Genomic DNA, 14158 nt, shown 5'->3' with positions numbered 1-14158 from the left:
TTTTTTCGTTCCTTCACGCTGCAGTGTCAACTGTGAAGATTAGGGGGACACCAACCAGCAATCAGCACGTCTGCCGAATTTGAGCTATCTGGACAAACGAAACATCAAATTACAACATTGTGGAAGAGTGAGTCTGTCAATGGCAAGACATCACGCACGTACGAAAAAAACGCGGCTTGTCAGACGTTTTACGCTTTGGCACGACTTGGCCAATACAAAATAGGTATCCTCATTGTGTCCTCAACGCAATCCAATGGAGACAGCTCCAACCCGCCCTGGCGGATCAGAGCGGTTGACTGCACATCGGCGCCCAGCGGGCGACCGTCCAACAAGCCGCTGATGATCGTCGGCAATTTGCGTACCCAACCTCGATCGCCCAATGGACGACTTCGATTGTTCCACCAGGTCCGCGGCCTCGGAAGCGACAAATAATCGACTCCCGGTCCAAACGATGAGAAAATCGCGCAATCGTTCCGATTGCGCTGTCGACAATGGCATGTCGCAGACATGATGCGTCGCCCCGAATTGGACTCTTCGAAGCGACCATTTCAATACTGTTTCTTTTAACCACGTGGAGTGAAGAATGGCCACCTATCAAGAGTTGAAAGCCAAGGCTGATGCACTGCTCGTGCAAGCGGAAGAAGCTCGGCAGGCCGAACTAGCGACCGTGCTCGAGGAAGTTCGCGCGCGTATTCAAGAGTATGGTCTCACGCCGGAACAGGTCTTCGGCCGTAAGCGCGTACGCAGCGCGAATGGCAGCCAACCCGCGACGCCAAAGTATCAGGATCCGAAAACGGGCAAGACGTGGAGCGGGCGTGGCCGCGAACCGTCATGGATCAAGGGTAAGAAACGTGATCGCTTCTTGATCGCCGAATGATCACCGCAGCGTAGCGATCGGTCGCCCTACGGACACTCTCTGGGCCTGCAGCTTCATGCTACAGGCCCATTGAATCTGTATCAAGCCGTGCCGGCCCAAGCGATTCAGATCCGCCTAAGCTGCCCAACGTTTAAGATACCCCGTGGTCCTTTGGAATCCATGCCGTTCGTCTCCGCTGCGACTCTATTTCACGCATGGCAGCGATACGATCAAATATCGGCAAATTCGGTCGACCTCGCATTAGGTGGCAGCCTCCAATCACCGCTCGCACAGACCCTTTAGGTAACACTCCCGCAGTCGCAGATCGCTCGCCACCCACGGCCCTACCCATATTTGGGCCAGCCGCAATCCAACATCGGCCACAATGCCTTGACGGCAGAAGGGGCCCCGAGCAGATTCTCGACAAGTGCCGACCCCAAGGGGCCCTCGCGGACTCTGTTACGTCCGGGACGCTCCCGACAAGCCGCCACGATGCTGGCATGCTGTGTAGGTCCCAAGTTCAGATGTCGCGTTTCCGCTAAATAAAAATGTCGTGTTTTGGCCTGTAGGTTGATCGCCTGCACCCTTGGGAGCGCCGGCGATGAACGCGACTGGGACGATCACCATGACGATGCGTGAAGTGGATCGGCTGAAGGTCATCGAGGCTGTAGCCGAGTGTCGGCTCAAGCCTGGCCAGGCGGCCGAACGGCTGAAGTTGAGCGTGCGGCAGATTGAGCGTCTGGTATTGCGCTATCGCGCGGCCGGCGTGGCCGGATTGGTGTCAGGCAAGCGTGGGCGCCCGAGCAATCATCAGTTGCCGGCTGGAAAGGCGCAGCGGGCGCTGGCATTGATCCGCGAGCGCTACGCCGATTTCGGGCCGACGCTGGCCTGCGAGAAACTGCGCGAATGTCATGGCATTGACCTGGCTGTCGAAACGGTTCGTACGCTGATGAGGGCTTCCGGGCTCTGGATTCCACGCAAGCAACGCCCGCCGAAGGTCTACCAACCGCGCAACCGCCGTGCTTGCTTCGGCGAACTGATTCAGATCGACGGCAGCGATCACCGTTGGTTCGAGGACCGTGCGCCAGCCTGCACGCTGCTGGTATTCCTCGATGATGCAACCGGACGGCTTATGGCGCTGCACTTCACGGCGAACGAATCGACCTTCAGCTATTTTGAGGCGCTGTCGAAGTACCTGGATTCGCATGGCAAGCCGGTGGCGTTCTATAGCGACAAGGCCAGCATTTTCTACGTGAAGAAGCGCTCGGAGACCGCGGGCAAAGGCGTCACGCAGTTTGGCCGGGCGCTGTACGAGCTCAATGTCGACGCGTTCTGTGCAAACTCAAGTCAGGCCAAGGGGCGTGTGGAACGGGCCAACCTGACGTTGCAGGACCGGCTCGTCAAAGAGCTTAGACTGCGCGGAATCAGTACACGGGAGGCCGCCAACGCGTATGCGCCCTCCTTCATCGCTGATTTCAACCGCCGTTTCGGCAAACCGCCGAAAAGCGATCACGACGCACGCCGGCCACTGCGTGCCGATGAGGATCTGCGACAGATACTGTCATATCGCGTGCCGCGCAAGGTATCCAATGCGTTGACGGTGCAGTACGACCGCGTGATGTACCTGCTAGACGATTCGGCGGCCAATCGGAGCCTCGTGCACGAATACGTCGAAGTCGTTGAGTATCCCGTTGGCGTGATTGAGGTCCAGGCCAACGGTGTGGCGCTGTCGTGCCGGCAATACGATCGTATTACGCGCATCGACCAGGGCGCCGAGGTCGAGAACAAGCGGCTGTCCAGCGCACTGGAAGTCGCACGGCGCATTCAGGATATGCGTGACGATCGTCGCGCTTCGGGCTCACCGTCGCGCACCCACTGCGGTGCCGAGGTTCAGGCAAAGAAGGCGCTCATCGGGCTGAAGAAGCAGCGTGCCATTGAGCTTGCCGACCTGAATCAAGCCATTCTTGAAGTCAGCGTTGAAGGAATCAGGGAACGGGGGGCGGCTTCGCCGCCCCACCCCAATACCTTGAATAAGGACAAGAAAAAGCCCAAACACCGCGACATTTCAATTTAGCTGGAAACACGACAATTGAACTTAGCGGGGACATGCGGTCCGACGAGAGTGTTAATTATGTCAAGTTAATCAGGAGTCCACATTTTTTCTCCGCTTTGGCGTGACGGATATGTCGCTCGGAAGCCGGAACTGTCGCCCTGGTTCCACCCGCCCCGTGGACGGGCAGCACATCGATGGCGATGTCAGTTGCACCGCTCGCGGGAATATAATGTGTGCGCATCGTAGTCGACAGCCTTTCGCTTTACCGAGAGGCTGATCGCCCACTGACCAATTTTCCAAGAGGAGATCTCTTCACACTCATGGCTACCTATCGCGAACTTAAAGCGCAGGCAGACGCGCTGGCACAGCAAGCAGAAGAAGCGCGGCTCGCCGAGCTGGACAGCATCATCACGACGATGCGTGAGCAGATCGCCGAATATGGCATCACTCCGGAGCAGCTTTTCGGGCGGCGCCGTGTGGTTGCGACGAACACGCGGGCGCCGATCGCGCCGAAGTATCAAGACCCGAAGACCGGCGCGACCTGGAGCGGGCGTGGCAAGGCTCCCCAATGGATTGCAAGCGCGAAGAATCGCGATCGGTTTTTGATCGAACAGTAAGCCCGATAGACGGTTGAGCACGATGTCGTCCTCGTTGCCCGATGGGAAGTACTGGGCGACGTGTCGTGAGCGGACAGTCTTTGCTGCCGTGGCAAACGGGCATGGCGACGTATTTCCGCGCGCAGAGATGATCGTAAAAGATGGATGGGCTACGTTCACCCGTGACGGCGTCGAAGTGTGGAACTGCAGCGCGCGCTACGCTGCTGCGCACTTCGACGTTCAGTCCGCTTAGGAGGATCTGCCGATGAGCCAGCTTGTTCGGATTGCGCCGGGCGTCGTGTTCTCCGTCGATGTCCTTGGTGCCGAATGGGCGCGCAAGTATCGGCAGACCAACGCGCATGTGAGTTCGAGTGAGAATCCGGAACCCGGACACCAGTCGAGCCGAACTGCCCCGGAAAGCAACCCTGCGGCTCCCTCGAGCATGCCGGACCAGATGTCGTTGTTGTAGGGAGCGATTCAGGCCCGACAGAACTAACGTGTGGGGACGTCTGGCTGCGCACTGTCCGGGCACCTGAAACAACTTCCGTCAACAGAATCAAACTAGGCTTGAGATCAGGTGACACCCACACGTCGCCCGATGCCCGTGCCGCGCAATCGGGATGCCGTCATCCGTCATCGAAGCATCACCCTCCTCGATGACATTCGGTGAGACGCTGGGGTGCTGCGGACAAGAGACAAGGTCACCTTTGCGAGCTACAAAGCGACCATCGAAGCGCATCTTCGTTGACCCGGTTTCGACCTTGCCGCCGTGGTCAGTGGCATCCCCAACTCGAATCAGATTAATCACTCAGGTTCCTTAAGTTTTTGATCTCCAGAGGCGCTGCTCGCGCGTTATCCATCATCAACGTCATACCCAGAAACTGCTCAATGCCCCACCTCGTTCTAAATTTCACTTCGACAATCCTGAATGAAACTCATATTCTCGATTGGGGCTTTGCAACTTGCATCATTGCTTGATCGAAATCTGATCGGCTTTGATCCAACGAAGCAAATGTTTACCTGATGCGTTAACGTAGTCCACGTAGGCCCACCCCGTCGGAGACTGCTTCAGTACGGTTACGACATCATTCTGGACGAGATAGGCTCGACTTGCGGTCGCGTCGTCGGGAGCGGTAAACAGAGTCGCTTTAGCTACCGATACAGTGGCGGTCCGGCCTTCTGCGTTCGCTTCTTGCACCACTGGTTTAACAGCAGAGGCGCCGGAGTCTTTCGAAAGTGCCGCTTCGATCAAACGCGCGTCGTTTGTTGCACCTTTCATGCGCAAAGCGGCTTCAATTTTTCGATAAGATTCCCGGTTACTCGACGATAATGGGTCACAACGAAGTAAATTGTCGGCACCAGAATCGTCGCGAATAATCCCGTCGGCTGACTGCCCTGCCTCAATAGAACTTAAGACATTGCTTGCCGACGGACGATCGCTCTTCAGCATTGTGGTAGTTTGCTCGTCTGTCCCCCATTGGGCGGGATGACCGGCTTTCCAGCCTTGTCCGCATATTTCACCCGTTTGACTTGAGGTAATGCAACCCGTGCGTACCTCGATAACTGGGCAAAATTCCCGACTCAGGACAGACTCCGGTTTCCCTTGCCCTTGCCATACTGTTCCGGTTTCCACTCGCCCGATGACAACATACTGGCCAGACGGCGAAATGTTAGCGGTATTCGGCGGCTCAACCTCTGTGCCTTCCGTGTTCTTTTCGCCTGAGCGCGGCAGCAGACCGAACGTCGTTCCGTCCGGCAACGCAAATACCGCACGCTTCCAAGATCGATTGGACAAAGGTGCCTTAGGGTTTGATGGATTGCTGTAGATGATCGCGCCACCAGCCGGTAAAGAAAACCGGAATGTCGACGATGATGTCTTGGCAAGTACGGGTGTCACAGTGGCAAGTGAAACGACGGCAGTTGCCACGCCGATACAAATAGCATGCATGGAGGCGAAGCCGAGCCGAAGATGGGAAGCCCCAGGTTTCATAGATTTTAACGTTACCTTTCTCAAGACGGCAGTCCGAGAGCACTTACTAAATGTTGATATCGCGTTCCCGCGACCGACACACCATTGACCACCGCCATACTGCGCGTTGGCCCATAGTCCTGCAGGATACTGGTTTCGTACGTAGCCCTGTTTGCCCCCCATTCTGCCGGATTGCGCGATGCTTGCGGATGGTTCTTGAAGAACCGATCCAAAGAAGCCTGCATACTTCCTGCCGTCGCACCAGGATAGTTGACGTCCTGGTCCAAGGCGGTAGCACGACCGAGGGGTGATTGCAAATAATCCTTGATCCGATATGGATAGCCGCTTGGAGACTTGTTGATCGCCTGATTGAGGCGATCAACAAAGTCCTTGATTTGCAGTTCTTGGTATAGCGGCGACGATACCGCGTGGGCCATCGATGCGACTGGCGGACACTTGATCACCTTGCCCATTGTATCTTTCGAACAATCGCGACGTAGCGCGCGATAGAGGTCGTCACCGATAAGCCGAACGCCATTCGTGAACGTCGGATGTGCGTAGCCTAATTCCGAACTGTCACCCGACCCATTCACAGTCCAGCCACAGTTGGCAAAGTACTGTTGGTACGCATCTGGCTGCGTATCTCGGAATGTCGCGATCTGAACAGCTAACTCCCCCTTGCTCGCCGAACCGCGAATGATCTTCTGCATCGCCCCAGCGCTAATGATCGCAATATCAATTGCTTGAACGGTATCCACACAACCTTCATTCTGAGCCATGGCGCGAAGAATCTTCTCTTCCACCTCGCCCAAGGTTCCTTTGGCACGCATTGTTGCTAGCGCTGGGCAATTGCCTAGCGAGATTTTTCCCGAATGCTGTGGCCCGTACCACGGATCAGTCTTGGTATGCATAAAGCGCGTTCCGGTAACGGTCATGCAGCAACCGCAATCGCACTCACCCCCACTCTGAACGAAATTCCCGATCAAGCCGATCGGATGGAAATGCCATGGCTTCGGGTCCTTCGGAAGGATTTTTACGTCAGTACATTGAACGTCCTCCCACCATTGCAGCTTCTTGATTCGCTCCATTTCGTTCTGCCACTTCCAAGGCACGGCCTTCATGAGTGGGGTGATTTCTTCCCACTGTCCCATGTTGCCGCCCCATTCGCTCTCACATTTGACGACCATGTGCGAGATCGCTTCAGCCAACCAGGTCGTCTCCTGTGCCTTAGCCAGTTCGGCCGCGGTCACAGTACCATCGTGATTCGCATCAATGGCTTTTTCGAGTTTCTGAATGAGGTCCGTGGCAGCCAGTTTGTCAGCGCTCGGTTTGAAGTCGGCCTGGTCTTCCTCCATTGCTAGCCCTGCGACAAACAGATATCGCTTCGACATATCGGCCATTGTTACCGAGCTGTTGTCGACGAGTTCGAACCCCGGCCAATCCCAAGGGCTACACAAATTTACCTTGGGATGATCCTTCTCACGCACCCACCCTTGAAGTGACTTTCCATCCTTCGTACCAACGATCACGTTCCACCAGCGTTTTACTTTTCCGCTCGCATCCTTGTCTTCGCGCGCGACATCTTGCGGCGCCTTTCTATTGAGATCGGCGACCCGGAAGACGTCACGGAAGTCTGTTCCGGGACCGTCCGCCAGGCCGACCTTCAGCGGAAAGTTTTTCCAGCCCTTGACTGGCGCCGTCGTAGTCTTATTGACCAGACTGCTTTCGACCCAGAACGGATCACCGGTCGGCGTCTCGGTCGGATCCTGCTTTGACGGCGGCTTCGCCTTGGACTTCTTCCCCTTGCCAGCAGGAGTAGCCGGCGCCGGCTGGGCAGCAGGAATGGTGACGGTCTTGGGCTGTACCTTGACCCATCGTGATTTCGGATCGCTGACCGGCACCAATTTCAAGTTCGCCTGCTCAAGCGTGTAGTCAGGATCGGGAATCTTCGTGACAAGCTTCGCGCCCGTGAGGATTTCCAGAAACGGCTTATCCGAATCCGTATCCGGCAACTCCTTCGCGCGCGCCTGACTCTTTGCAATGAACGCCGGCAATTCTGGCCCCGCAAATACTTCTAAATGCAACAGCGGTCGACTCGGCTGCGGGGGGCTCAGCTTCGCCTCTCTGTAGCGCTGATATTGACCGATATGGGCAATGACGTCGCCCGCATTGACGTGGAATGGCTTCTTCAACACGACCACCTGATCGAGCGGTCCTGGCTGGGGAATGGCCTCAAGTTCCGACTTAAATACGTAACCCCAGGGCATTTGCTTGTCAGGTGGATGCCCCATAGTCGAACCAACCGGCGTACCGGCTATGATCTTTGTGACCTTAACCCAACCGTGCACGCCCCCATTGTCGGATTCGTTCACGGTGAGTTCGGTACCCTCCGGCAACAAACCGATGAGCTTCCCCTTGCCCGGCGTAATGCGCACTCGAACGCCCGATACCGGCCCCGGTAGCGGCGTATTTGCGTCACATTGCTCCGCGGAACCTTGCCCACCGAGCCGGTCCAGATCGTCCGACTTCGGTTTAGGTAGGTCTTGCTGGTTCGGCTTCAGCGCCTTGTACGTGCGGTCAGCTTGCCAATACGCTGGCGGCGTAAGCTTGGGCGCCTTGGGGTCTGCGCCCGGTGCTTTGACCTGATCGAGGGCCGCCCTATAGCTTTCCCAATCAAGCGTGTGCATGTACAAGCTGAAAAACGTCAGCGTTTCATCGGGGGGAGGGCTCGATGGTGCTGGAGCCGGCGCTGGAGTGGGTGCCGCTGATGCAGGAGGAGTGCCGTTGGCCCCCGATGCCCCGGCTGGCGCTGACGCACCGTTCGGTGAAGTCGACGCCGGCGATGCGGGTGTTCCGTTCGAAGGCGTAGGCGCAGGATCCTGCTTTTTCGGCGCGGGAGGAAGAGTAAGGGTGTGCCGGACCAGCACGAAGCCCGTCGAGTAGAGTGCGCGGCGCTTGTCCTGGTAATTCAGTTCGGGATATTTCTTGTCGAGTCGATACGCAACAACCTCACCGGTTGCAATCGCGTGTACGCCCTCGTCCTGTTTCAGGCTCTCGGCAGTTTTCTGCCCGAAGTGAATACCGCCGTGCCAGATGCCGCTCGCTCCAAGCGGATAGAACCCATCCTCGGCGGTTGCAAGCGCCTTCATATAGGTCATCGGGTCCGTCGCATCTGTCGCGTTCGCCGGACTCGTCGCATCCGTCGCGGCATCGGCCTTAGCGGTCGGCGAGAACGGGTAGCTCCACGCTAGCGGTCCAGATGCAGGCTTGGAGGAATCGGACGCGGGCTTCGCTTCTGGCGCGGATTTCTTAGGGGGATGATGGGGGGCGTGCTTGTTCGTCATCGCAGTTGGAATAGGAATTCGTGATCGCGTTTAGGGAACAGGTTGAATCCCGGTCAGCCTGAAAAATCGTCCGCATAACCACCGTGCTTCGACACCGGCGTGCCGTTCAGCGGGTCGCGTAACGTCATGGTCGATGCACCCGGCTTGTCCCATGACGCGCATTTTTCGAGAATCTGGCCAGACGTTCCGTTCTCGATCAGGCTCGGCGTGATCTTGATATACGAGCCGCCGACGTTGAGAATCAGTTCCTTTTCCGCGCGTAGAACCACCCGTCCGGACGCGCTCTCGATCATGATGTCCTGTTGCGCGAGCATCGTCAGTGCATCGTTCTGAGCTTGGATCTCGACAGGACCTTTGGTCGCGAAAATCTTGATCCCGAGGTTTTGAGCGTACAGGCTGATCTTGTCCATGACGCTTGCGAGAAGCGACTTCCCGGCCGCGACGTTGACGTTCTTTCCCGACACCACGTTGACCTGTTGATTCGCTGAGGCGTGAAGCGATTGCTGGCTGGAGATCCCGACACCTGCCGGACTCGACAGCAGCATGGCCGGCTTCGCAAAGCCGTTGGCATTTCCCGTACCACCGCCGGCAGTTCGCCCCCCTTTGGTGACGCCCGGAACGCTGCCCTGCGTCATCTCGGTAAAGGCCTTCAGCGCATCGCTGCCGGCCTGCAGGCTCTCGGCCCGGTTCGTCTCACTCGCCTGCGAGACTGTCTCGAACACAGCTTCCGCGGCCGCAAGCTGATCAGTTGCGGCCGACACGTTCATCGGTTGTACAGAAGCCGGGTGGGTCGAGATCGACAGGCCTTGCACCGCCCGAATCGCACCATGCGCCTCCGACTTGAGATCGAAGCCGCTGCCGACGAACGCGCCGCGCGTGTTGTCGGACTGCTCGATCAGGTAGCCCAAATGAAGGTGAGAGCTGTAGCTTGACGAGTAAAGGTGAGCCCGATTCTGACCGCTCGAGTCGTCCATGACGAGCTGGTTGAAACCGTCGCCACCGTATTCGCGAGACCTGAAGCCGGACAACAGGCCGTGCGTATGCCATACGGGCATCGTCGCGCCCCCATGCAGCCTCGAGATGATCACCGGCCGGTCGCAATCGCCGTTCACGAATCCCAGGAGCACCTGGTCATCCTTGCGCAGCGGGAAGTAGCCGCCGCGCCTCGCGCCGGCGTCCGGCATTGCCGCGCGAATCCACGTCGTCGACTTCTGATTGCGATCGTTCCGACTGTTCGATGTGCGGACCCGTACCCGGTTGCCATCGTCGGTGAGAATTTCCTCGTCACTGTCCGTCACCACAATCGCCGTCTGCAGGTGCATCTCTGGCTTCTCGTGTTCGAACGGGCTGCGGAACGGTGTCTTGCGGCGTTGTGCCTCGATCTCGACATGGAAAAATCCAACGCCGCCATCTCGATGGCTCACGGTCGCACCGGTGCCGGCCGCCTGGACCTGTTCGATCTCGCTGCGCAGGCTGCGCGGAAACCGCGTGAGCGCGTCCATGCCGGGCAGGTTGTTTTGGATCAACCAGTCGCTCGCGATGATCGACAGCTCGCGCTCGTCCTCCGGCTGCGTGTCGAGAACGGGATGCCCCGACAGCTTGAACCAGTAGCCGGGTAGCGCGTACCGCGGGCTACCGATTGCGAAATAGCGCTTCGACCGGGACGCCCATTCCTCGGTGCGAATGCGAGCCTGACGCTCGCCGACGTCGGATGCTTCCCAAGTCTGCGAGCCGGTATAGAGATAGTCCTCACCTTGACCTGGCAAATCCTCGAGGTCGGCCGCCGGCATGCCGACCTGTTTGTCGAGATCCGGCCGCTTGTAGTCGGCTGTGCCGAGCATCAGCGACGCGCTTTGTGCGTCTTGCTGCTCACTCAGCTGGGTGAGCCCATCGAAATCTTCGTCGGTGCCCGCATGGCTGAACCTCATCTCCGGGCCCGGCAGCGACGGCCCGAAATAGAGGTCGTCCATCATGACGACCTTATGCGACTTGCCGTCCTTCGCGAAATCGAAGCGCGGAAACACACCGATCTCTTCCAGGCTTCGGTGCACGAAGTTCCAGTCGGTTTCCCACTGCACGCGGTGCGAATACGAGCGCATCGCCGCGCGCAGCTCCTGCGCATAGTTGCCGGAAGCCTGCGGATGCTTGTCAAATACGTCGGTGAGAATCTGCCAGCCACTGGCTTCCTGCCAGTCACGCCGGTCGCTGCTGAGCTTCAAAAAGCTCAACCAGGAAGAGAACTGGAGCTGGAAATAGGAGACTGTTCCGTCGTATCCCAACCGGCGAGCCCGCTGCACGTAGCCATGAATCGGCAGGTAACCGCCGTCCGTCTGTCGAATCCAGAGCGTGACGGGCTTCAGGATCAGCGCATTAAGCTTGATCTTGTCACCCATGACAGACGAGGCGTCGACTATCACTTCGAAATTGCGCCCGAGTCGAGCATGGAGCTTGACGTACAACGGAACGAGCCAATCTTCACCTAGCGGCGTGTCGAGCTTGATAATGCGATCGAACTGCGCGTGCCCGCCGCGCAGGGCCTTCAGCAAAACTTCCCCACTCATGAGGATACCCCGTCCCATGTTTACAAGTTCGGCTGTTACTGCCCTCTCAGAGCCGCACCTGCAGATTTTAAATTCGACGCCGTTGTAATGTGATCGCCATTTCTTTCAATCACCATACACCTCGGGCACCAATTAATTGTGTCGCGTATGAATCTCGATTTCAATCAATCCGCAGCGAAGTCAAACTGGGATCATATGATAGTACGTGTATTCATCGTAGAGTGTTCCGTCAGGGGGGAATATCAGCGATTGTTAAATCTCGTTCGAGTGCCGCCCGGCCCCTCTAGTACCAGTGCAAAGTATGCTACCCAGTTGCGCATTTCACGAGCCGCTCCCGGGCGTGAAAGGTCTTCTCAATGTTTGACATACTAGCGACCGAATCTACGGGGCAACCACCGCGCTGAGCCATCTTCCTGGATCGTTATGAGATTCACTCGCTCGAAAAATAACCATGGGGCTGCTGAACCATGTTGAATCGCCCAGTGATTGCGCCGTCACCCGAAACAGTTGCGCTCTTTCGCGCACTGAATACCTGCGTTGGAATCGGCTCGATTCCACATCCGATCGAAGCACGAAACGCTGAGCTTCTGACGATTTGGAGACGGTTCGTTCGGCGCCACGAAGGCGAACGTTCAGCTGCGTTCGTCGACGACATGCTGACAACGACACGATGTCGGTTCGAGCAGAACATTCGGCTCTTATGCGACTCCATTCAGCAGGATCCTGCTTGGCGCGCACGGGCTATTGATCCGGATCGCATGGTTAACTCCCGAGGTCCAGCGATGGTATTGCCGACGGCGTCGCTAATGTACTGGTCGCGCGAACAGCGCTTGCTGATCGAGTCGACCGCGGCGTTGGAGGAATGGCTGGTGCACTCGGACGTCGGCGACGACCTACCGTGCGATCTAGTGCGCGCGCCAGCCGGCGCATGCTATATACGCTTTGGCAAAACCTTCCAGAAGCACGTCTCGATGCTGCCGAGCGAGACGAGCAACCATGCGGCGGTACAAGGTGTGTATGTCTTCGATTCCCCACGAGATGAAAACCGAGCGCTGACATTGATTCCGGTCTTTGAAATGCGTAACCTCGGTCGATACGGCGCAAGCGTCATCGAATTGATCATCAACGACGAGAGTCGAACGATCAACGAGGAGATCGCGGCTGTCTGTTCCGATCCTTTGTTGGAAAAACACTTTCGGTCGGTGACCGAGATCGTAACCAAAGTCATCCTGTACATCGCACAGGCTCAGAACGTTCAGCGCCGCGTCCGCGATTACTCGGATGCGGAGTTGCAGCTACAGCGCCTTGGCGTGAAGAAGATGGCGAAACTGGTCCGGAAAATCCCGCAACTGTACGACAAGATCGTTCTGGGTCCGGCGCAGCTGATGGTGCATCCACATGGCGGCGAAGTCTCACCCCACTTGCGGCGCGGACACTTTCGATTGCAGCCACATGGGCCGCAATTTTCGATGCGAAAAGTGATCTTTGTCGCGCCGACTTGGGTACGCGCAGATCGAATGGCCGAAAATTTCTGACCGATAGCACTCGATGGAATGCCGCGGTGACTCACCCTGCCTTCGCGGCGAGTGCACCGATGGCTGCGATCGTCAGCACCGATCTCCCGCTGTCGCCGTAGCCTCAGTACGTTGTGAGCGATTCATCTCACGTATCGAGCTTCAAATGGCCATATGATGAGAGCGCTATTCTCGAGCATCTACTTCTTCGCTACTGTCGTCGGGAATAACTTTGTGGCTGTATACGTAGCGTACGAGCGCCGCGTCGCTCTGTAGCCCAAGTTTTTCGAGAACGTGCGCTTTGTGCGTACCGATAGTTTTTTTACTCACGCCAAGGGAATGTGCTATTGCATCAAGCGATTCTCCGGAAGCAATACGCACGAGTACATCTAGTTCCCGGCCCGACAAACCGTGGTGGGGAGATGCATCGACCCTATTGTCGAGGCTACATGCCAATTGATCCGCAAATGCGAGACTGACATAGATACCACCACGCGCAACTTTTCGAACTGCGGCAACCAGATCTGCAGCCGGGCTAAATTTGCTAACGAACCCCGATGCGCCGCTCTTGAACGCTCGGACGGCCCACTCCTCCTCCGATCGCCTCGTCAGAACGAGTACGCGAAGCGAAGGGCAATCCTTCCGAATTAACTCGATGAGTTCAACACCGCTCACGCCGGGCATTATGAGACCAAGCGTCAGCACATCCGCATCAATCGAGTGCACTAGCGCGAGAGTGCTGTCGCGATCGTAAGCTTCGCCCACGACCGTGAATTCATCAGTCGCCTCAAGCGTGCCCCGCACTCCCGAGCGTATCACTGAGTGCGCATCGGAGATCGCCACTTTGATCATACGGAACGTCTCCGGAATTCGCCGTGCGTGGTGAAAGATACCGAACCCTGTTCAGATATTAGCAAGAATTCTTTATGCTTGATGTGTTCGGCTTGCCTGCTAGCGGCCGCCGCCCGGACTGTCGCGATCCCTACACCCAAACCTACGCCGACGGCCCCCTTTTCCAGCGAAAATCTGCGCCCACCACGATAGCGAGCGTGCTTTAATTGAGTGTGGAACCGGTGCATTAGCGATCGCGTTGCAATCCGCAGACTATTTGAGTCATGTGCCAAGAGGCGCTTCAGCGAGCGGACAAATTCTTCAGAGGCTGAGGCACATGTATTGCCAAGCTTGCACGCGAATGTGCACGATCCCGGATCAAGTCGCACATGACGAATTGGTGGAATTGCACAAGCCCAAAAGGTTGCGACCAC

At 57.3% G+C, this 14158-nt stretch carries 11 protein-coding genes; 6 read left to right on the top strand and 5 right to left on the bottom strand.

The genetic code is table 11. From position 1 onward, the window contains the following. The first annotated feature begins 583 nt into the window (after positions 1–583). The 5 genes from DM992_RS35955 (at position 584) to DM992_RS35935 (ending at position 3974) form a co-directional block, all read left to right on the top strand. Positions 584–877 (top strand): H-NS histone family protein, encoded by a 294-nt coding sequence (locus DM992_RS35955; protein WP_111020964.1) that lies wholly within the window; start codon positions 584–586, stop codon positions 875–877. 580 nt (positions 878–1457) lie between these two features. After that, positions 1458–2930, top strand: coding sequence for an ISNCY family transposase (locus DM992_RS35950; RefSeq protein WP_111020963.1), 1473 nt, complete (start codon positions 1458–1460; stop codon positions 2928–2930). A gap of 299 nt (positions 2931–3229) precedes the next feature. Next, positions 3230–3526: an H-NS histone family protein gene (locus DM992_RS35945; RefSeq protein ID WP_111020962.1), complete on the top strand. Its 297-nt coding sequence runs from the start codon at positions 3230–3232 to the stop codon at positions 3524–3526. 22 nt (positions 3527–3548) lie between these two features. After that, positions 3549–3758, top strand: a complete 210-nt coding sequence (locus DM992_RS43145) for a hypothetical protein (protein WP_111020961.1) — start codon at positions 3549–3551, stop codon at positions 3756–3758. A 12-nt stretch (positions 3759–3770) separates the two neighbouring features. After that, positions 3771–3974 (top strand): hypothetical protein, encoded by a 204-nt coding sequence (locus DM992_RS35935; RefSeq protein WP_111020960.1) that lies wholly within the window; start codon positions 3771–3773, stop codon positions 3972–3974. A gap of 87 nt (positions 3975–4061) precedes the next feature. Here the strand turns inward: DM992_RS35935 and DM992_RS35930 are convergent, their stop codons facing one another. From DM992_RS35930 to DM992_RS35920, 4 genes are all read right to left on the bottom strand, one after another. Further along, positions 4062–4313 carry a PAAR domain-containing protein gene (locus DM992_RS35930; protein WP_111020959.1) on the bottom strand — a complete coding sequence of 84 codons (252 nt, stop codon included), beginning with the start codon at positions 4311–4313 and terminating at the stop codon, positions 4062–4064. Positions 4314–4472: 159 nt separating this feature from the next. Further along, positions 4473–5519 carry a hypothetical protein gene (locus DM992_RS42050; protein WP_162631816.1) on the bottom strand — a complete coding sequence of 349 codons (1047 nt, stop codon included), beginning with the start codon at positions 5517–5519 and terminating at the stop codon, positions 4473–4475. Next, positions 5516–8818 (bottom strand): lytic transglycosylase domain-containing protein, encoded by a 3303-nt coding sequence (locus DM992_RS35925; protein WP_204356211.1) that lies wholly within the window; start codon positions 8816–8818, stop codon positions 5516–5518. The genes DM992_RS42050 and DM992_RS35925 overlap by 4 nt, the downstream gene beginning before the upstream one ends. A 53-nt stretch (positions 8819–8871) precedes the next feature. Further along, on the bottom strand, positions 8872–11379 hold the full coding sequence (locus tag DM992_RS35920; RefSeq protein ID WP_111020958.1) for a type VI secretion system Vgr family protein: 2508 nt from the start codon (positions 11377–11379) through the stop codon (positions 8872–8874). 467 nt (positions 11380–11846) lie between these two features. Here DM992_RS35920 and DM992_RS35915 point away from each other — a divergent pair, with 467 nt between their 5' ends. Next, positions 11847–12914 (top strand): hypothetical protein, encoded by a 1068-nt coding sequence (locus tag DM992_RS35915; protein WP_162631815.1) that lies wholly within the window; start codon positions 11847–11849, stop codon positions 12912–12914. A 165-nt stretch (positions 12915–13079) separates the two neighbouring features. Here DM992_RS35915 and DM992_RS35910 read toward each other — a convergent pair whose 3' ends face one another. Next, positions 13080–13745 (bottom strand): response regulator transcription factor, encoded by a 666-nt coding sequence (locus DM992_RS35910; RefSeq protein WP_111020956.1) that lies wholly within the window; start codon positions 13743–13745, stop codon positions 13080–13082. Between the last annotated feature and the right edge of the window lie 413 nt (positions 13746–14158).

The sequence above is a fragment of the Burkholderia sp. JP2-270 genome, from assembly GCF_003233675.1.
Classification (GTDB): Bacteria; Pseudomonadota; Gammaproteobacteria; order Burkholderiales; family Burkholderiaceae; genus Burkholderia; species Burkholderia pyrrocinia_C.
Note: the sequence above shows the minus strand (reverse complement) of the source record. Positions and strands in the feature narration are given on the sequence as shown.

What these genes read in the sequence shown, in the direction of transcription:
- DM992_RS35955 (WP_111020964.1), top strand. Translation starts at nt 584, where the DNA reads ATGGCCACCTATCAAGAGTTGAAAGCCAAGGCTGATGCACTGCTCGTG.
- DM992_RS35950 (WP_111020963.1), top strand. Translation starts at nt 1,458, where the DNA reads ATGAACGCGACTGGGACGATCACCATGACGATGCGTGAAGTGGATCGG.
- DM992_RS35945 (WP_111020962.1), top strand. Translation starts at nt 3,230, where the DNA reads ATGGCTACCTATCGCGAACTTAAAGCGCAGGCAGACGCGCTGGCACAG.
- DM992_RS43145 (WP_111020961.1), top strand. Translation starts at nt 3,549, where the DNA reads ATGTCGTCCTCGTTGCCCGATGGGAAGTACTGGGCGACGTGTCGTGAG.
- DM992_RS35935 (WP_111020960.1), top strand. Translation starts at nt 3,771, where the DNA reads ATGAGCCAGCTTGTTCGGATTGCGCCGGGCGTCGTGTTCTCCGTCGAT.
- DM992_RS35925 (WP_204356211.1), bottom strand. Translation starts at nt 8,818, where the DNA reads ATGACGAACAAGCACGCCCCCCATCATCCCCCTAAGAAATCCGCGCCA.
- DM992_RS35920 (WP_111020958.1), bottom strand. Translation starts at nt 11,379, where the DNA reads ATGAGTGGGGAAGTTTTGCTGAAGGCCCTGCGCGGCGGGCACGCGCAG.
- DM992_RS35915 (WP_162631815.1), top strand. Translation starts at nt 11,847, where the DNA reads ATGTTGAATCGCCCAGTGATTGCGCCGTCACCCGAAACAGTTGCGCTC.
- DM992_RS35910 (WP_111020956.1), bottom strand. Translation starts at nt 13,745, where the DNA reads ATGATCAAAGTGGCGATCTCCGATGCGCACTCAGTGATACGCTCGGGA.